The sequence below is a fragment of the Microbacterium sp. genome (assembly GCF_052102115.1).
In the GTDB taxonomy this organism is placed as follows: Bacteria; Actinomycetota; Actinomycetes; order Actinomycetales; family Microbacteriaceae; genus Microbacterium.
On record NZ_JBQDVP010000003.1, the window covers coordinates 107,463 to 125,936 of the forward strand.

At 67.1% G+C, this 18,474-nt stretch carries 16 protein-coding genes, 1 tRNA gene and 1 pseudogene; 5 read left to right on the forward strand and 13 right to left on the reverse strand.

Features of this window, described 5'->3' with window-relative positions:
• Both trhO and ACTICP_RS02185 read right to left on the reverse strand, forming a co-directional pair.
• A complete protein-coding gene (gene trhO / locus ACTICP_RS02180; RefSeq protein ID WP_441889058.1) occupies positions 1-909 on the reverse strand; it encodes an oxygen-dependent tRNA uridine(34) hydroxylase TrhO in 909 nt (302 codons plus the stop codon).
• Complete coding sequence (locus tag ACTICP_RS02185; RefSeq protein ID WP_441889060.1) at positions 906-2,219, reverse strand: LssY C-terminal domain-containing protein; 1,314 nt, start codon at positions 2,217-2,219, stop codon at positions 906-908. Before ACTICP_RS02185 ends, trhO begins: the two co-directional genes overlap by 4 nt.
• 101 nt (positions 2,220-2,320) lie before the next feature.
• Here ACTICP_RS02185 and ACTICP_RS02190 point away from each other — a divergent pair.
• Positions 2,321-2,408: transfer RNA gene (locus ACTICP_RS02190), tRNA-Ser, on the forward strand.
• Positions 2,409-2,524: 116 nt separating this feature from the next.
• Here the strand turns inward: ACTICP_RS02190 and ACTICP_RS02195 are convergent.
• The 7 genes from ACTICP_RS02195 to ACTICP_RS02225 all read right to left on the reverse strand — a co-directional run bounded on the left by ACTICP_RS02195 (position 2,525) and on the right by ACTICP_RS02225 (position 9,999).
• A complete protein-coding gene (locus tag ACTICP_RS02195) occupies positions 2,525-3,121 on the reverse strand; it encodes a GNAT family N-acetyltransferase (protein ID WP_441889062.1) in 597 nt (198 codons plus the stop codon).
• Positions 3,118-3,774, reverse strand: a complete 657-nt coding sequence (locus tag ACTICP_RS02200; RefSeq protein ID WP_441889064.1) for a phosphatase PAP2 family protein — start codon at positions 3,772-3,774, stop codon at positions 3,118-3,120. The genes ACTICP_RS02195 and ACTICP_RS02200 overlap by 4 nt, the downstream gene beginning before the upstream one ends.
• 42 nt (positions 3,775-3,816) lie before the next feature.
• Entirely contained in the window at positions 3,817-4,971 is a 1,155-nt protein-coding gene (locus ACTICP_RS02205) for a cystathionine gamma-synthase (RefSeq protein WP_441889066.1), read from the reverse strand.
• A gap of 76 nt (positions 4,972-5,047) precedes the next feature.
• Positions 5,048-6,430 carry a cystathionine beta-synthase gene (locus ACTICP_RS02210; RefSeq protein ID WP_441889068.1) on the reverse strand — a complete coding sequence of 461 codons (1,383 nt, stop codon included), beginning with the start codon at positions 6,428-6,430 and terminating at the stop codon, positions 5,048-5,050.
• 40 nt (positions 6,431-6,470) lie between these two features.
• On the reverse strand, positions 6,471-7,430 hold the full coding sequence (locus ACTICP_RS02215; RefSeq protein ID WP_441889070.1) for a carbohydrate ABC transporter permease: 960 nt from the start codon (positions 7,428-7,430) through the stop codon (positions 6,471-6,473).
• Entirely contained in the window at positions 7,427-8,566 is a 1,140-nt protein-coding gene (locus ACTICP_RS02220; RefSeq protein WP_441889072.1) for a carbohydrate ABC transporter permease, read from the reverse strand. The genes ACTICP_RS02215 and ACTICP_RS02220 overlap by 4 nt, the downstream gene beginning before the upstream one ends.
• A 107-nt stretch (positions 8,567-8,673) precedes the next feature.
• Positions 8,674-9,999, reverse strand: a complete 1,326-nt coding sequence (locus ACTICP_RS02225; protein ID WP_441889074.1) for an ABC transporter substrate-binding protein — start codon at positions 9,997-9,999, stop codon at positions 8,674-8,676.
• A 270-nt stretch (positions 10,000-10,269) separates the two neighbouring features.
• Here ACTICP_RS02225 and ACTICP_RS02230 point away from each other — a divergent pair, with 270 nt between their 5' ends.
• Complete coding sequence (locus ACTICP_RS02230) at positions 10,270-11,274, forward strand: LacI family DNA-binding transcriptional regulator (protein ID WP_441889076.1); 1,005 nt, start codon at positions 10,270-10,272, stop codon at positions 11,272-11,274.
• 66 nt (positions 11,275-11,340) lie between these two features.
• Here the strand turns inward: ACTICP_RS02230 and rplL are convergent, their stop codons facing one another.
• From rplL to ACTICP_RS02245, 3 genes and pseudogenes are all read right to left on the reverse strand, one after another.
• Positions 11,341-11,721, reverse strand: coding sequence for a 50S ribosomal protein L7/L12 (gene rplL, locus ACTICP_RS02235; RefSeq protein ID WP_441889078.1), 381 nt, complete (start codon positions 11,719-11,721; stop codon positions 11,341-11,343).
• A gap of 49 nt (positions 11,722-11,770) precedes the next feature.
• Positions 11,771-12,259, reverse strand: a complete 489-nt coding sequence (gene rplJ, locus ACTICP_RS02240; protein WP_441889080.1) for a 50S ribosomal protein L10 — start codon at positions 12,257-12,259, stop codon at positions 11,771-11,773.
• 532 nt (positions 12,260-12,791) lie between these two features.
• A pseudogene (locus ACTICP_RS02245) lies at positions 12,792-14,583 on the reverse strand (glycoside hydrolase family 15 protein).
• A 57-nt stretch (positions 14,584-14,640) separates the two neighbouring features.
• Here ACTICP_RS02245 and ACTICP_RS02250 point away from each other — a divergent pair.
• Positions 14,641-16,008 (forward strand): glucose-6-phosphate dehydrogenase, encoded by a 1,368-nt coding sequence (locus ACTICP_RS02250; protein WP_441889082.1) that lies wholly within the window; start codon positions 14,641-14,643, stop codon positions 16,006-16,008.
• Between the two features lie 71 nt (positions 16,009-16,079).
• A complete protein-coding gene (locus ACTICP_RS02255) occupies positions 16,080-16,760 on the forward strand; it encodes a YqaJ viral recombinase family protein (protein WP_441889084.1) in 681 nt (226 codons plus the stop codon).
• Between the two features lie 32 nt (positions 16,761-16,792).
• On the opposite strand, the gene ACTICP_RS02260 is transcribed toward ACTICP_RS02255, so the two are convergent.
• The gene (locus ACTICP_RS02260; RefSeq protein WP_441889086.1) at positions 16,793-17,683 is read right to left on the reverse strand and encodes a LysR family transcriptional regulator ArgP; all 891 of its coding nucleotides are present in this window, start codon (positions 17,681-17,683) and stop codon (positions 16,793-16,795) included.
• Between the two features lie 69 nt (positions 17,684-17,752).
• Here ACTICP_RS02260 and lysE point away from each other — a divergent pair, with 69 nt between their 5' ends.
• Positions 17,753-18,379, forward strand: a complete 627-nt coding sequence (gene lysE / locus ACTICP_RS02265) for an L-lysine exporter (protein WP_441889088.1) — start codon at positions 17,753-17,755, stop codon at positions 18,377-18,379.
• Positions 18,380-18,474: the final 95 nt, after the last annotated feature.

Sequence of the window (18,474 nt, forward strand, 5' to 3'; positions counted from 1 at the left end):
TCAGGCGTTCTGCCGAGGGAATGCCCCCACGTGCTCGTCACAGGCGACGGCATCGCAGGCCTCGCACACCACGAACTGGCGGCGGCAGGAGAGGTCGGGGCAGTTCGCTGTCCGGTTCGTGGCGGCGCCGCATCCGGCGCACTGCCCGACGACGGCCGTGTGGTCGCTGAAGTCGACCGATCCGCGTTTGTCGAAGACGTACAGCGATCCCTCCCAGAGACCGTCGTCGCCGTACTTCTCGCCGTAGCGGACGATGCCGCCGTCGAGCTGATACACCTCGCCGAAACCGCGCGAGACCATCAGGCTCGAGAGCACCTCGCAGCGGATGCCGCCGGTGCAGTAGGTGACGACCGGCTTGCCCTTGAGGTCGTCGTACGCACCGGAATCGAGCAGCTGTACGAAGTCGCGGGTCGTTTCGGTGTCGGGCACGACTGCACCCTTGAAGCGGCCGATCTCAGCTTCGAGCGCGTTGCGTCCGTCGAAGAAGACGACGTCGTCGCGGGATTCGACGAGTTCGTGGAGGTCTTCCGGGGAGAGGTGGGTGCCGCCGCCGACGACGCCATCCTCGTCGACACGCAGCTCACCGGGAGCACCGAAAGAGACGATCTCGTCGCGCACCTTCACGCTGAGCTTCGGGAAGTCGAGGCTGCGCCCGTCGGCATCCAGCCCCGTGCCCGCGCTCCATTTGATGTCGGCCTCCGTGAAGGCCGCGTATGAGCGGAACGAACGGACCCACTTCTTGAGGACCGGGAGGTCGCCGCCGAGGGTGCCGTTGATGCCGTGCTCAGAGATGATCACGCGCCCGCGCAGCCCGAGCGCTTCGCCCAGGTCGCGCTGCCAGACCTTGATCGCCTCGGGGTCGGCGAGGGGCGCGAAGGCGTAGAACAAGACGATCTTGGGGGTGCTCACCCTGCAATTTTAGGCTCGTGCTGGTCGTTCTTCTTCTCGTTGCGCCGCGCCCAGGCGCCGGCGGACTCGCTCGAGAGGCACAGCAGGGTGATGCACTGCACGGATGCTGTCGCCAGTGCCCAGTCCAGCCCGAGCACCGTGCTTCCGTCGAGATAGTCGATCGCCATGAAGACGATCGTCAGCGTGACGAGCACGATCAGCACGGCCCGAGACCGGCGCCCGCGCCTGAGGACCATGCCGGCGAGGAACAGCTGCGCGAGCATGAACAGGAAGAACACGATCAGCGCCGCCGAAGCCACGACGACATCGTCAGAATCGGCGCTGTCCAGAGACCGCCACAGCTCAGCGTCGGTGAATACGTCGAACAGCTGCAGCAGCGAGACGACGACGACGAGCGCGACGGCGGCGGCCACGCTCAGCGGCACGCGGGCGATGACCGGCGCTGGCGCCGGATGCTGCTCGACCGGCATCCGATGCTCGACGCCGGTGACATCGATGATGGGCAGATTCCCGTCAGTCACGAACCGGTCTCCGCCGCCGTTTCGGGAGTGATAGCCGGTCGTGAAGTCGTGCAGAATGCGCATCGTGACCGCGGGGGTCGCCTCGTTGACCGTGGAGACGACGTGATCGCGCTCGACATCGGTGTTCTCATCGATGCGGTGAGTCACCTGGAGGGTGAAGAACGAGATGCCGACGTCGGTGTCGTAGGTCGCAGCCCCCAGCCAGTCCGCGTGCCCACCGCCCGGCAGCAGCCATCCGGGCGGGCAGTGCCAGAATCGCACGTGGTGGCGCTGCTTCGGGTTTCCAGCGACCTCCTGCTGATAGGCGACGTCTTGTCGGCGGCCGAACAGCATGAGCGGCGACACCGGCGCGGTCGGGTAGCTGCGCCGGGTGAGGGTGGAGGTGATGATGCGCCAGGTGGATGCCGCGGTGATCTCGTCTGCGTGGTGCCATCCGGCCGCGGCCATGGCCTCGTCGAGCTGGGCCGCCGAACCGTCGATGCCGAGGTTCACCGGGTCGCCGAGCAGACCGTCGCTCGTGCGGGTGCGTCCGAAGAAGTAGTCCGGCACGTAGAGGTCCGACAGCAGCCGGTGCAGTCGCGGCAGGACGAGGTACGCCGTGATCGCCCAGATCGGGATGAACCATGCGAGCGCCCACGGGGTGCGAACCCCCTGGATCGCGATGATGACGGCCAGCCAGATCGCCGCCGCAGCCCCGACGAGGAACGCCGCCCGGTCGAACACGGTCGCAGGCGGGACAGGCTGCTGCATCTGCAGCATCCATTTGCGGCGGTGCGATGGCTCGGTCACGTGCTCTCCTGTTCGGGTCCCGCCCGGTGCCTCCACTTTAGGGGTCGTCTGCGCTGGCGCGGCGCGCGGAATCGATCGGATAGACTGTTCAGGTTGTTCCTGGTGACGTGTCCGAGCGGCCGAAGGAGCACGCTTGGAAAGCGTGTGTTGTGCAAGCAACCGAGGGTTCGAATCCCTCCGTCACCGCCAAAATGCTGAGGGCTCCCGCGCAGCGGGGGCCCTCAGTCGTTCCCGCCCCCATGTTCAGGTCGCGAAAGTCGCCGTTTTCCCCGCGCCAGAGCGGCAGAGATCGCGACCTGGACAGGTCAGAACCGCACGCCGAACTGCAGTCCGTCGTCCGATGAAGGCAGCTGCTGCATCCCGATCCGCTCGTAGAACTTCACCGCGCCGGCGTTGTCGGGGTTCACGCCGAGGTGGACTCCGGGCACCCCGCGTCTGCGCAACTCGGCGAACAGCGTCTCGACGAGCGCGCGCCCGAGCCCCTGGCCCTGCGTCTCGGGCAGCAGATCGATGTGCAGGTGCGCCGGGTGCGCTGTCGCGTTCGGCTCACGCCCCGGCCCACGTCCATAGGCGTACTCGACGATGTGCTGCTCGCGCGTCTGCGGCTCCTCCGGCCGAGGAAAGCGCTCGGCGAACTGCGGCCACCAGTCGTCGCGGAACCACCGCTCGAACGCATCCGTGTCATCGGTCGCGACGATGTAGCCGATGACCCGCCCGTCATCCGCCTCGACGACCCACGTCAGACCGGGGTCTCGTTCGGCATAGGGCACCGCGAAGATCAGCCCCCACAGGTCGTCATCGTCGAAGAGCCCGGTCGCGTCGCGCCCCGAATCGGCGGTTCGGACGCAGACATCGAACAGGGCGGCACGGTCCGAGGCGCGGAACGGACGGATGCCGGTCATGCGCCAGGCTCCGCGCGCGGCAGATCCGGCTCCGCGCGCGGCAGATCCGGCTGTGCGCCGCGCGATCGCGCCCAGGTGAGCACGAAACCGGCCATCACCAGCGTGACGCCGGTGCCGATCAGCATCCCGCCGATCGTGTCGCTCAGCCAGTGCGCCGAGACGACGGTGCGCGAGAGCGCCATGGCGAGCGTCCAGGCGATAGCGACGATCAGCACCCACAGCCGCGGGAGCAGCAGCACCGCGAGCGTCGCCAGGGTCGCCGCGTTCGCTGTATGCCCGCTGGGGAATGAACCGAAATCTGAGGTGACGAGCATACTCTCGGGGCGCGCTCGCGCGAACATTCCCTTGAGCAGCTGCACCGCGGCGACGCTCACCAGCAGCGTCGCCGCGACGAAGATGGCGGCTCGCCAACGCCGCGCCAGCAGCAGTGCGGCGAGGATCACGAGCGGGATGAGGTAGCTCGCGATCCAGCCGCCGCCGATGCGGTCGAGCACGCCTGCGGCGCCGATGAGGAACGGACCGCGCACGTCGACCATCAAGGCGTTCCAACCACTGTCGATCGCCGGGGCGATCGGACCGGTCACGACGATGCCGACGACGATGGCCGCGAGGATCGCACCGATCCCCCACCACAGCAGAACCGGACGAGTCATCCGGCTATTGTGCCCGATCCACGCGTCGTCGGCGAGCACCGATCAGCGGGCGACGCGCTTCAGGCCCTGGTCGAGGTCGGCGAGCAGGTCGGCGACGTCTTCGATCCCGACCGACAGCCGCACGACGTTCTCCGGGACGGCGAGCTCCGTGCCGCGCACCGACGCGTGGGTCATCTCGGGCGGGTATCCGATCAGCGATTCCACTCCGCCGAGAGACTCCGCGAGCTGGAACAGCTCGGTCGACTCGGCGAATGCCCGGGCGGCATCCGCTCCTGCGGCGAGCCCGAACGACAGCATCCCGCCGAATCCGCTCATCTGTCGAGCGGCCACCGCGTGACCCGGGTGGGACTCCAAGCCGGGGTAGTACACCGTCTCGAACTCGGGGCGTCCGGCCGCCCACTCCGCGATCGCCTGTGCGTTCGCGGAGTGCTGGCGCATCCGCACCGCGAGCGTCTTGATTCCGCGTGTGGTCAGCCAGCCGTCCAGCGGCGCCGAGACCGCGCCGACGGCGAACTGCTGGAACTTCACCTGCTCGACGAACCGGTCGTCGGCGAAGATCACCGCTCCCCCGAGCACGTCGGAGTGCCCGCCGAGGTACTTCGTCGTCGAGTGCACGACGATGTCGGCACCGAGAGCCAGCGGATTCTGCAGCGCCGGCGAGGCGAACGTGTTGTCGACGACGACCAGCGCACCGGCCGCGTGCGCGTATTCGACGGTCTGGGCGATGTCGATGATCTTGAGCAGCGGATTGCTCGGCGTCTCGATCCAGACGATCTTCGTCTCGGGTCGGATCGCGGCGCGCGCAGCATCCACATCTCCGAGTTCGACGGTGGACGTCTCGATGCCCCAGGCGCTGTGCACCTGGGTCAGCAGGCGGTGCGTGCCGCCGTAAACGTCATTGCCGAGCAGCACGTGGTCGCCGGGGCGCAGGATGCCGCGCAGCAGCGCATCCTCAGCGGCGAGGCCAGAGGCGAATGAGAGTGCGCTGACGCCGCCCTCGAGGGCTGCCAGCTGCGTCTCCAGCGAACTGCGCGTCGGATTGCCCGCCCGGTTGTACTCGTAGCCCGATCGGAAGCTGCCGATGCCGTCCTGCACGTGCGTGGAGGCCTGGTAGATCGGCGGGATGATCGCACCGGTGAGCGGATCGGGATCCTGACCGGCATGGATGGCGCGGGTGGCGAAGGCGTGATCGGACATGCCCTCAGCCTACGTCTCGCCGATTCTCCGCATCGCCGTGTTACCTCCGACGACGCAGCGCCCACTCCGTGCGCGCTCAGCGCGCGAGGTAGGCGACGAGATCCTGCCGGGTGACCACCGTGTGGGGGCGGCCGTCGGCCGTCACCAGCAGCGCGTCGGCGTCGGCGAGCGCGGCGCGCGCCTGCTCGACCGAGGCGTGGATGCCGATGAGCGGCAGCCGCTGCCCGACATGCGCGCCGACGGCATCCGCGGGCTTCGCCGCGTCTCGGAACAACAGGTCGAGCAGGCCGCGCTCGTCGACCGTGCCGACGACCTCACCCATCATCACCGGCGGCTCGGCGCTGAGCACGACGAGCTGCGAGACGCCGAACTCCGTCATCATGCTGATCGCGTCGTGCACAGTGTCGCTGGGGTGCGCGTGGACGAGATCCGGGATCGCACCCGGCGACAGGCGCGCAGACCGGCGCGCTTCGAGCACGTCGGCCACGGTCTCGGCCTCTTCGACCGCGCCGAACCCGTACGAGCGCATCCACGAGTCGTTGAAGATCTTCGACAGGTACCCGCGCCCGCCGTCGGGCAGCAGCACCACCATCACGGCATCCGCGGGGAGCGTGGCGGCGACGCGCAGCGCGCCGGCCACGGCCATGCCGCTCGACCCGCCGACGAGGATGCCCTCTTCGCGGGCGAGACGGCGCGTCATCGCGAACGATGCGGCGTCGTCGACCGGCACGATCTCGTGCGGGACGGCGGGGTCGTATGTGCCAGGCCAGATGTCCTCGCCGACGCCCTCGACGAGGTACGGGCGCCCGGTGCCGCCGGAGTAGACGCTGCCCTCGGGATCGATGCCGATGATCCGCACCCGGTCGTCGGAGATGTCGCGCAGGTAGCGCCCCGTGCCCGTTATCGTGCCGCCGGTGCCCACCCCGGCGACGAAGTGCGTGACCGTGCCGTCGGTGTCGCGCCAGATCTCCGGCCCCGTGGTCTCGTAGTGGCTGCGCGGGCCGTTCTGGTTCTCGTACTGGTTCGGCTTGAACGCTCCGGGGATCTCACGCGCGAGCCGATCGCTGACGCTGTAATACGACTCCGGGCTGTCGGGGGCGACGGATGTCGGGGTCATGACGATCTCGGCACCGTACGCGCGCAGCACGTCGATCTTGTCCTCGCCGACCTTGTCGGGCAGCACGAACACGCATCGGTAGCCGCGCTGCTGCGCGACGAGTGCGAGGCCGACCCCGGTGTTCCCGCTGGTGGGTTCGACGATCGTTCCGCCGGGCTTCAGCTCACCGGATGCCTCGGCGGCGTCGATGATTCGCGTGGCGATGCGGTCCTTCGACGAGCCGCCCGGGTTGAGGTACTCGAGTTTGACCAGCACCGTGCACGCCACACCCTCGGTGACCCGCTGCAGTTTCACCAATGGCGTGTTGCCGACGAGGTCGACGATGTGCTCGGCGTAATCCATGGTTCCAGCGTATGGCGATCGCCCGGATCCGCGCGCCGTGCTACCCCTTCGTCGATCCCGCGAGCAGCCCGCGCACGAAGTACCGCTGCAGCGCGAAGAACACGATCAGCGGCACGATGATCGACACGAACGCCCCGGCGGTGAGCAGGTGCCAGTCATTGCCGCGCGTTCCTGTGATCTCGGCGAGCAGCTTCGTGATCGGTGCCGCGCCGCCATCGGCGAACACGAGAGCGACCAGCAGGTCGTTCCACACCCAGAGGAACTGGAAGATCGCGACCGATGCGATCGCCGGCATCGTCAGCGGCAGCACGATCCGGAAGAAGATCTGCCCGCGCGATGCCCCGTCCACCCGCGCCGCTTCGATGATCTCGTTCGGAATCTCCGACATGAAGTTGTGCAGCAGGTAGATCGCCAACGGCAGCGCGAACATCGTGTGCGCGAACCAGACCTGCGCATACCCGCCGGAGGCTCCCAGCGGGAGCGTGACCTGCAGGCCGAAGATGCTCAGGCCGCGCGAGAACGTGCTCAGCAGCGGCACCAGGGCCATCTGGATGGGAACGATCTGCAGCGCGAAGATGAAGATGAACAGGAAGTTGCGGCCCTTGAAGTCGATCCACGCGAACGAGTAGGCCGCCATGGAAGCGATCATCAGCGGGACGATGGTGGCCGGGATCGTGATGGCGATCGAGTTCACGAACGACTCGAGCATCGTCAGCTGAGTGGTGCCCGATGCCAGCACGTCGACGTAGTTCTCCCCCGTCACCTGCGGGTTCAGGAAGAACTCCCACCAGCCGCTGGTGAGGATCTGGTCGCGCGGCCGGAACGACGAGATGAACAGTCCGAGCGTAGGGATCGTCCACAGCACGGCGATGACGATGGATGCTGCCGAGGCCCACGGGCGCGAGAGCCGCTTGCGGGTGCGCGCGGCCGATTTGCTCAGCCTGCCCTCCGTGGTGATCGCAGCCGTTTCGAGGTCGGGGCTGCTGAGTGTGTCGCTCATCGGATCTCCCGCTGCTTCTGAATCTGGCGTGCGTTGTAGATGACGATCGGCAGCACGAGGATGAACAGGATGACGGCGAGCGCAGCGCTGCGCCCGGCCTCGAACTTCGAGAACTGCGTGTACATCTCGTTGGCGAGCACGCTGGTCTCGTAGTTTCCGGCCGTCATCGTGCGAACGATGTCGAAGACCTTCAGCGAAGCGATCGAGATCGTCGTCAGCACGACGATGAGGGCCGGTCGGATCGCGGGCACGGTTACCGATGTGAATCGCTGCCAGGCGTTCGCGCCGTCGAGTTCGGCAGCCTCGAGCAGCTCCATCGGCACGCCCTTGATGGATGCCGACAGAATCACCATCGCGAAACCGGTCTGCACCCAGATGAGCACGATGATCAGGAAGAACGTGTTCCACGGCGCGTCGAGCAGGAACTGCTGCGGCTCGCCGCCGAACCAGACCAGGATCTGGTTGAGCAGACCGATCTGCGGATACTGCGGGCCGCGGTACTCGTACATGAACCGCCAGATGATGCCCGCGCCGACGAACGAGATCGCCATCGGCATGAACACGAGCACCTTGTAGATCTTCTCGCCGCGGGTGCGGTCGATGAACACGGCGTAGGCGAGACCGACGATGGTCGACACGGTCGGCACGACCAGTACCCAGACGATCGTGTTCAGCACGACGCGGACTCCGTCGGGCTGCCCGAATATCCAGAGGTAGTTGGCGACGCCGACGAAACTCTTGCCCGATGAGTTCATGAAGGATGCCACGAACGTCTGCAGCGACGGCAGGATGAGCCCCACCATGAGCAGCAGGACCGCCGGGGCCATGAACGCCACCAGCTGGATGAGATAGCCCTTGCCGGTCTTGGACCGGTAGTCGAGCAGGAAGAAGACCGCCCCCACCACGACAGCGACGCCCATCGCCCAGTAGTACGAATTGAAGAACCACATCACCGCGAGCGGGATGAGCAGGCACATCGCCAGGCGGGCGACGGTGTACCACCTGCCGCTGCGCGGGGCGATGTCGACGAGGAACAGGATGGCGGCCACCACCACGGCGAAGGCGATGACGACGATCACCGCCTGCAGCACCGACGGCAGCGTCCCGATCCATTGGAAGAAGTCCGTGGCAGTCACTTCAGCCCCTTTGCACGATCATCGGTGGTCCGGGCGACATCGCACGGACCAGAGCGGGTGGGCCGCCCGGAGTGAGTTCACCCCGCGACGCCCCACCCGGAGGCGGGTCACCCCTCGGGCCAGCCCGTCTCGATCTGCTCGAGCACCTGATCGGTCGGGTCGCCGTTGACCCAGGCGACCATTCCCTTCCAGAACGTGCCCGCACCGACAGCGCCCGGCATCAGGTCACTGGCGTCGAAGCGGAACGTGGTGTCGGGGTCCTGCAGGATCTTGATGGTCTCCTGGAGGATCGGGTCCTGCGCGTTGGCCGGGTCGAGGCCGTTGTTCGCCGAAGTCACGCCGCCGAGGCTGACGCGGCTGTTCGCCCATTCGGGGCTGGACAGGTACGCGAGCACCTGCTGCGTCGCCGCGGAGTCGCTGAACGCGCCGACGATCTCACCGGCACCCGTGACCGCGCTGTCATCCGCGCTCTCGCCCGGCAGCATGAACGCCCACACGTCGCCGTCCTCGGCGATGTTCGTCCCCTCGGGGAAGAAGCCCGACAGGAACGATGCCTGGTGCGTCAGTGCGCACTCGCCCCCGGCGAGCGCCGGGGCGACATCACCGAACGCCGTCGAGTTGATCGAGCGGACGTCACCGAATCCGGCGTTCACGTTCGCCGGGTTCAGCAGGATCTCGCCGACCGAGTCGAACGCCGTCTTGATCTGCGGGTCGGTGAAGGTGACCTCATTGGTCACCCACTGGTCGTAGACCTCGGGGCCGGCCTGCCGCAGCACGTAGTCCTCGATCCAGTCCGTGCCCGGCCATCCGGTCGCGGTGCCCGATTCGAAGCCTGCGCACCACGCCGGGTCGCCGGTCGAGGACTGGATCGTGTCGGTGAGAGTCTTCAGGTCATCGAGCGTCTCGGGGACCTCGACCCCCCACTCGGCGAACTTCGTCGGGGAGTACCAGATCCAGCCCTTGACGTTCGCCATCAACGGCGCACCGTAGAAGGTGCCGTCGTAGGTGCCGTAGTTGACCCAGTCCTCGGTCCAGTACTCGTTGGCGTTCGACTCGACGTCTTCCGGTGCCGGCTTGAGGAAGTCGCGAGAGGCGAAGTCGGCGAACAGACCCGGCTGCGGGAAGATCGCGATGTCGGGCGGGTTGCCGCCCTGTGCGCGCGTGCCGAGCTGCGTCTCGAAGTCCTGGCTGCCCTCGTACTTGATCTCGATCCCGGTCTCCTCCTCGAAGTCCGCCCAGGACTCCTGGAGCAGCTTCGCCTCGTCGTCGACGATCGTGCCGTAGATGGTGACCGTCTCGCCGGAGACATCCTCGCCGCCGCCGTCGCCGCCACCGTCCGGTGCGCCGGGGGCGCCGCATCCGGCCAGGGCGATGCCCGCCGCCCCGAGCAGGGCGAGCGGCGCCAGGCGCCGATAACGCTGTGACTGTGCCATGTGAGTTCTCCTCTTCGAGTTCACGTCCCCGTGCGTTTCCGGTGCGCTGAGGCAGTCGGATCGGGAACCGCTTCCAGGCCCAAACATACTGGCCGGAAGTGCGCGGCACAATGCTCCGAGATCACAAGCTGGCAACCTTTCCTCTATCGGCGCCACGCGGGATGGGAGCGCTACCACGTTGGCGCACATGGAACCGGTTCCCTTTTGTCGATCGTGCGGCTACGCTGTGCTCTGACGCATGGATGTGCCGCACGCCATCGAGGAGGATGCATGAGCACGATCGCGGATGTCGCCGCACGTGCCGGTGTCTCGAAGGCCACCGCCAGTCGCGCACTGAGCGGCCGCGGCTATGTGTCCGCGGACACCCGATCACGCGTGGAGCAGGCTGCCCAAACCCTGTCGTACGTCGCACACTCCTCGGCGACGAGCCTCGCCACGGGGCGGACCCGGACCATCGCGGTGGTCGCCCCCTCGATCAGTCGATGGTTCTTCTCAGAGCTGCTCGCAGGAGCGCAAGAGGTGCTCCTCGAGCACGCGTACGACCTCACGCTGTTCGCCGTTCCCGAGCAGTCCGACGAGCGCAGGCAGGTGTTCGACGAGGTGCTTCCCGGGCACCGCTACGACGGAATGATCGCCGTCGGAATCCAGCCCGGTGCCCACGAAATGGCGCAACTGACCCGCGTCGATCGGCCGGTGGTATACGTTGGCTCCCTCGTTGACCACGTCGACAGCATCTCCATCGACGACGCCGCGGCCGCGGCGGTCGCCACCGAGCACCTCATCGATCTCGGGCACACCGAGATCGCCTTCATCGGAGGCGCGGACGGCACCGAGACGGCGAGCTTCGGCGATGCCCGCCGCCTCGAGGGCTACCGATCGGCGATGGACGCCGCGGGCCTCGGCTCGCGCGCGCAGGTGAGCCCGGCCCCCGGCAGCATGCCCAGCGGGTACGAGGCCGCCGTCGACCTGCTCGGCAATCGGCGCACCCGCCCGACGGCCGTCGTCGGGGTGTGCGATGAGGTCGCGATCGGCACGATCATCGCCGCACGGCGCCTGGGCATCGCCGTGCCCACCGAACTCAGCGTGGTCGGCGTCGACGACCACCAGAATGCGGAGATGTTCGCGCTGACGACGATCCGGCAGCAGCCGCGCGAGCAGGGCCGCGAGGCGGTGCGGATGCTGATGCGCCGGCTCGATGACCCCGATGCCGCGCGCGAGCGGGTGGTCACAGCATCCGCTCTGGTCGTGCGCAACTCCTCCGCGGCCCCGCGGTAGGCGCACGAATGCCCCGGACATCAGCCCGGGGCATTCGTATGAGTGCGGCGGTCGACCCGCCTCAGATCACTTGAGCGTGACGGTGGCGCCGGCAGCCTCGAGGGCTTCCTTCGCCTTGTCAGCGGTCTCCTTGTTGGCGCCCTCAAGGACAGCCTTCGGAGCACCGTCGACGACGGCCTTGGCCTCGCCGAGGCCGAGCGAGGTGAGCTCGCGGACAGCCTTGATGACCTGGATCTTCTTGTCGCCGGCAGCCTCGAGGACGACGTCGAAGGAGTCCTTCTCCTCAACCTCTTCAGCGGGGCCTGCGCCACCGGCGCCTGCAGCGGCGACGGGGGCGGCAGCGGTGACGTCGAACTTCTCCTCGAACGCCTTCACGAAGTCGCTGAGCTCGACGAGGGTCAGGTCTGCGAACTGCTCGAGCAGCTGCTCAGTGGTGAGCTTAGCCATGATGTATCTCCTAGATTGATGGGGTTTGTGGAACGAGATCGCTGGTCGCTTATGCGGCCTCTGCGGTCTCCAGCTTTTCGCGAAGCGCGTCGATGGTCGCGGCAGCCTTGCCCATCGTCGCCTTCATCATGCCCGCTGCCTTCGCCAGCAGAACCTCACGGCTCTCGAGCGATGCATACTTGTTGACCTCTTCGGCAGTGAGGGGGTTGCCCTCGAATACGCCGCCCTTGATCACGAGAAGCGGGTTGGCCTTGGCGAAATCACGAAGCGCCTTCGCGGTGGCGACGAAGTCGCCGTGCACGAACGCGACGGCCGACGGACCCTTGAGGTCGTCGTCCAGCGCAGAGATGCCGGCCTTGTTGGCGGCGATCTTGGTCAGCGTGTTCTTCACCACGGCGTACTCGGCGTCCTGACGAATAGTGCCCCGCAGCTCCTTGAGCTGAGCAACCGTCAGACCGCGGTACTCGGTCAGCAGGACGGCGTTCGAGTTCTCGAATGACTTCGTGAGCTCGGCGACCGATGCATCCTTCTGCGCCATGGTCTCTCCTTGATGGGTACGAGATGCCTCACGTCCGTCAGGCATCGACCTGGACCGCTCACAAACAAAAACGCTCCGGCGCAGGCGACGGAGCGTGGAATCCAGTTTCCTGGAGAACGTTCATGTTCCTGCGCGGGCCCCTGCAGTGCAGTGCTTCAATCGCTTCACGTTTGCACGCTCAACGATGACCAGCGGTCTTCGGTTATCTCTACTGTACCTCATCGCGCATCCCGCCCGAAATCCACGTGCCGGCAATCACTTCTGCCGCATGAGTCTGCAGCTCAGTGGGAGGGTTCGTTCTCCGGCGCGGGCCTCGTATCATTCGACATCGTCATGGCAGTGATCGGTATTCTTGCCGCCATCGGGGGGCTGTGGATCCTCATTCGACTGCATCTATCGTCGCGGCGAAGCGATGAGGTCTGCCGCTGGGTGGGCGCAGGCGCGGACCGTGAACTTCGAGCCGCCGATCTTCGCGCGCATCACCACGTGATCGCTCCTCGCTCATTTCGGGCTGCTGGGCATCTGCACGGGGCTAACGCCGATCGGCGGCACGCCCCGCGTGCCCTCCCAGCGCGTCCGCCGCGCGGACGAGCGTGAGGTGTGAGAGAGCCTGCGGCATGTTGCCGACCTGCCGTGTACCGTCGACGTCGTACTCCTCCGAAAGCAGCCCGACATCGTTCCCCAGAGCGACCAGGCGATCCATCAGCTCTCGCGCATCTTCGATCCGGCCGCTCGCCGCGTACTGCTCCACGAGCCAGAAGCTGCACGCGAGGAACGGATGCTCCCCACCGTCGAGTCCGTCGACTCCGGAGGATGTGCGATAGCGCATCAGCAGCCCTTGGCGCATGAGGGTCTGCTCCATTTGCTCGACCGTGCGCAGCATCCGCGGGTCATCTGCCGTGCAGTATCCGACCTGCGGGAGCGTGAGCAGCGAGGCGTCCACTTCATCGCTGTTGTAGTGCTGCACGAAATAGCCATCCGCATGCACGCCGCGCTCATCGATTTCGGTGCGCAGTCGCTCGCGCATCTTCTCCCAGCGCTCGGCGTCACCCGAGAGTCCGTGCTCGCGCACCGCGCGCACACCACGATCCAGCGCCGCCCACATCATGACGCGGGAGTGGGTGAACCAGCGCAGCGGGCCTCGAATCTCCCAGATGCCGTTGTCTTGACGGTCGACACCGGCGATCACGCGGTCGATCAACGCGCGCTGCAACGGCCAGGAGAACTCGGTCTCGTCGAGCCCCGCCATCCGCGCCGCTTCCAGCGCGACCAGCACTTCACCGAGCACATCGCCCTGATACTGCTCGACGGCGCCGTTGCCGACGCGCACCGGTGCCGCGCCGTCATAGCCGGGAAGGCTCGGCAGCTCTCGCTCTGTGAGATCCCGCTCCCCGGCGATCCCGTACATGATCTGCACCTCGGCAGGATCTCCGGCAACCGCACGCAGCAGCCAACGCCGCCAGTGATGCGCCTCTTCCAGGAATCCGTGAGCGATGAGCGATTCGAGTGTGAGCGCGGCATCTCGCAGCCACACGTAGCGGTAGTCCCAGTTGCGCGAGCCGCCGAACTCCTCGGGCAGCGACGTCGTCGGGGCGGCGACGATGCCGCCGGTGTCGCGGTTCGTGAGAGCACGCAGCACCAGCAGCGAGCGCACCACGGCGTCGCGATGCGGCCCGTCGTGCGCGATCGGGCTCGCCCAGCCCTGCCACCAGGAGCGCGTGCGTGCGATGGCGTCTTCGACGTCGAGCGCCTCTGGTGCGCTCTCGTGCGAGGGATACCAGGTGAGCACGAGCTCACGGCGCTCCCCCGCCGTCACCGTGATCTCGGCGGCGTGCACGTGGTCGGATGCCGCGAGCGCGACACCGCGCACAACGGACCGCGTCTGGTCCGGCGATCGCGCTCAGTGCCGGCTCATCGCGCGTGCCGACCTGTCGCACCCACGGCAGAGCGCGGGCGTAATCGAAGTGCATTCGCAGTTCGGTGCCGAACGCGACGGTGCCCTCGATGCCGGTTACCCGGCGGACGACATCCGTCCGATCGTCCGTCATCGGCATGAACTCCTGCACCTCTGCGACGCCGTCCGCCGTCTCCCAGCGCGTGACAAGGATGAAGGTGTCGGGCAGGTACCACCTCCGCGCCGTCGCCGATGGGTCGCTCGGGCGGAGGGTCCAGCATCCGTGAGTGGGATCTCCCAGCAGCGCACCGAAGATCGACGGAGCATCGAAACGCGGCAGGCAGAGCCAGTCGATCGATCCATCGAGCGAGACGAGCGCAGCGGTGCGGCAGTCGCTGAGCAGTGCGTAATCCTCGATTGAAGCAGGCATCGCCCGATTGTCGCATGCCCCTGGTCGGGATGCACGGGCGCGCGTTACGGTGTGCGCATGGATGCTGCTGCCACCACCCTCGTCGTCTTCGGAGCCACCGGTGACCTGGCTTCGCGCCTGCTGCTGCCGGCATTGGGCGACCTCATGGTCGCCGAGCCCGATCGGCGGGTGCGTCTCATCGGCGCGGGTATGGAGGACTGGACCGCGGACCGGCTCACGAAGGTGGTGCGCGCGTCATTCCAGACAGCGGATGCCGATGCCGCCCTCGAACGCGTCGAGATCGAGTACCACCAAGCCGACATCACGAAGGCCGCAGACCTCAAGAAGTTGCTGAAGGGCCTGAGCGGCCAGGTCGCCCTGTACTTCGCCGTACCTCCGGCGATCGCTGCGCGCGCCTGCGACGCGATGACGCCGGAGATGCTTCCGGATGGCGTGATGCTCGCGCTGGAGAAACCATTCGGCATCGATGAGACCGGTGCTCGGGAACTGAACGCGCGGGTCGCCGCCCTCGTGCCCGAGACGCAGGTGTTCCGTGTGGATCACTTCCTCGGAAAGTCGACCACGCTGAACGTGCTCGGCGCCCGGTTCGCGAACCGCATCCTCGAGCCGCTCTGGTCGGTCGAGAACGTCGAGTCGGTCAGCATCGTGTACGACGAGAAGCTCGGACTCGAAGGCCGGGCGGGCTACTACGACGGTGCAGGGGCCCTCGTCGACATGATCCAGAGCCACCTGCTGCAGGTGCTCGCGGTCGTGGCGATGGAGCAGCCGACCACGATCGGCGAGGCGGACTTCCGCGAAGCCACCTCGGCCGTGCTGCGCGCCACCCGCGTCTGGGATGACGACCCCGCCGAATGCTCACGACGTGCCCGTTACACGTCCGGAAGCATCGACGGCGATGAGAAGCCGTCGTACGTGGACGAGCCGGGCGTGGACCCTGCCCGCGGTACCGAGACGCTGGCGACCGCGACATTCGAAGTGCGCAACGCCCGCTGGAGCGGGGTTCCATTCACCCTGCGCTCGGGCAAAGCGCTCGGCGACCCGGCGCGTGAGATCGTCGTTCGATTCCGAGCGGTGCGGCATGTGCCGGAGGGGCTGCGCGGTTCGTCCGACGGGGCCGTGCTGCGCTTCTCGCTCGGGCCCGACCAGATGTCGCTCGACCTCAATCTCAACGGAGCGAATGACCCGCTGGTCCTCGAACGAGCGACGCTCTCGGCCGACCTCGGGCCCGGGCAGCTCATGGCGTACGCAGAGGTACTCTCCGGCATCCTCGACGCCGACCCGATGCTGTCCGTGCGCGGGGATGCCGCCGAGCACTGCTGGCGGATCGTACAGCCGATCCTGGACGCCTGGAAGAACAACGAAGTACCGCTCGAGCACTATCAGGCTGGTTCGCACGGACCAGCTGCCTGGCCGTTCCTCGGCTGACAGCACGGCGTCCGCAACGAATGCGGCGCGGCAGCGTCGGCGAGGTCGGAGCCGCGGGGTAACCTCGAATGGTGACCCCGGAACTTCAGGCTCGAATCATCGCGGACTCCCGCGATCGGGTCGCCTGGCTCCGCGCACGCGCCAGGGGAATCACGGCGACCGATGTCGCCGGGCTCTCCAGCGATAGGTCGATCATCCGTGCCGCGGATTCGAAACTCGGCAATGGCGCGCGCTTCGGGGGCAATGCCTACACCGACCACGGGCGGCGACGTGAGCCCGAGATCGCGGCGTGGGTCGCGGCGACACATGGCATTCGTCCGTCGTCGGCGCTCTTCCGTGCCGAGATCGAGCAGCGCCACCTCGCCACCCCGGACGGCATCGTTCAGGATGCCGACGGGCGCATCCTGCTCGCCGAGATCAAGACGACGAACAAGAACTGGCGCACGATCCCGCGCACCTACCTTCGCCAGGTGTGGTGGCAGCAGCACGTGCTCGGCGCCGAGCGCACCCTGTTCGTGTGGGAGGAGCACGACGACTTCCGCCCCGTCGACGACGAACCGCGTTGTGTGTGGATCGACCGCGATGATCGCGAGATCCGGCAGCTGGTCGGGCTTGCGACGCGCCTCATCGACGAGCTCTACCACCGCACGACGGGGCAGCGCCCGCCGAGCACGAATGCGGACACAGCTCCCAGCCGTCGCGATTCGCTGCGCGAACGCGACGCTTTCCGCGCGCTCGCCCTCGCCGACTGAATCGCACTTGAGCGAGCGACGAGCGCTCGGTTTCAAGACCCCAGCACGCGTGCAGCCTCGTCGGCGACCTCGGCGGCCACCGCATCGAGCAGACTCGAGCGCAAGTTCCACTGCTGCCAGTACAACGGCACCCTGGTCGGGTCGCCTCCGAGTGACACGACGGCGCCGGATGCCTGAGCCGACGTCAGCTGCGATCCGGGGAGCATTCCCCACCCGAGACCGAGCGTCACGGCCATCGCGAAATCATGGGACGCCGGAACGTAGTGGCGAGGCACGCTGTCAGCATCGACGCCCTGAGACGCCAGCCAGTCGCCCTGCAGAGCGTCACGGCGGTCGAAATCCACGAACGGGGCGCGACGCAGGGCATCGGCACTCACGCCATCGGGGAACCAGCGTTGTGCGAACACCGGCGTCGCGACCGCCTCATACGATAAGACGCCCAGTGGAGTGACGGTGCACCCGGTGACCGGCGTCGCCTCAGACGTCACCGCGGCCATCACCTCCCCCGACTCGAGCAGTCTGGCTGTGAAGTTCTGATCATCGCGGTGCACGTCGAAGTCGATGTCATGCGCGGCGCTGAGACGCGCGAGCGGCGCCAGGAACCACGTGGCCAGGGAATCGGCGTTCACCGCCAAAGGCACGCTCGCCCGCGCCTCGGCGTCGTCCAACCCGAGACCCAGCAGCGTTTCGTGCTCGAGCAGCGCGACCTGCCGTGCCATCCGGACGACCGCTTCTCCTGAGGGAGTCGCCGTCGCCGGTCGACCGCGAACGACCAAGACGCGCCCGATCTGCTGCTCAAGCGTCTTCAACCGCTGACTCACAGCCGAGGGAGTGATGCTGAGGCTGCGAGCGGCGGACTCCAGACTTCCACCGTCGACGATCGCTGCAACGGTCGAGGCGAGTTCGGGCGAAATGGATGCCATGAAGCGATGCTAATGGAACCTAAGATATGTGCGCTGGCGCTTACAATCCGCTCACCGTAGCGTCGTAGCGTGCTCACCTTCCTCGCTGGCCTCGGTCTCGGTCTCTCGCTCATCATCGCCATCGGTGCGCAGAACGCGTACGTTCTGCGCCAGGGCATCCGACGAGAGCACATTCTGCTCGTGGTCGCCATCTGCGCGGTGTCCGATGCGGTGCTGATCGCCGCAGGTGTCGCGGGACTCGGATTCCTGGTCGAGCAGATGCCCTGGCTCCTCGTCATCGCGCGCTGGGTCGGTGCGGCGTTCCTACTGGTCTACGGTCTGCTGGCTGCGCGCCGAGCGCTGAGCGGAACAGGCGAGACGTTGACCGCGGACGGTCCGGCGAACTCTCGCCCCACCGGACGGACCATAGCGGTGGTCCTCACGACGCTGGCGCTGACATGGCTCAATCCCCACGTCTATCTCGACACCGTAGTGATGCTCGGGTCGGTCGCCGCGACACATGGGGATGACCGCTGGGTGTTCGCAGCCGGTGCGATCGCAGCCAGCATCCTGTGGTTCGCGGCACTGGGATACGGCGCGCGCCGTCTAAGCAAGCGTCTCAGCACCCCGCGTTCCTGGCGCATCGTCGACGCGATGATCGCACTGATCATGATCGGCATTGCGGTGAGCCTGGTCGTTCAGGCGATCTGGTCATGACGGAAAGCGCAGCAACCGTTCACGCAGAATAATCGCCCGCGTTAACGCAGAATGGCCACCCAGCGTTGGGTGGCCATTCTGTTTAAAGGGAGTCC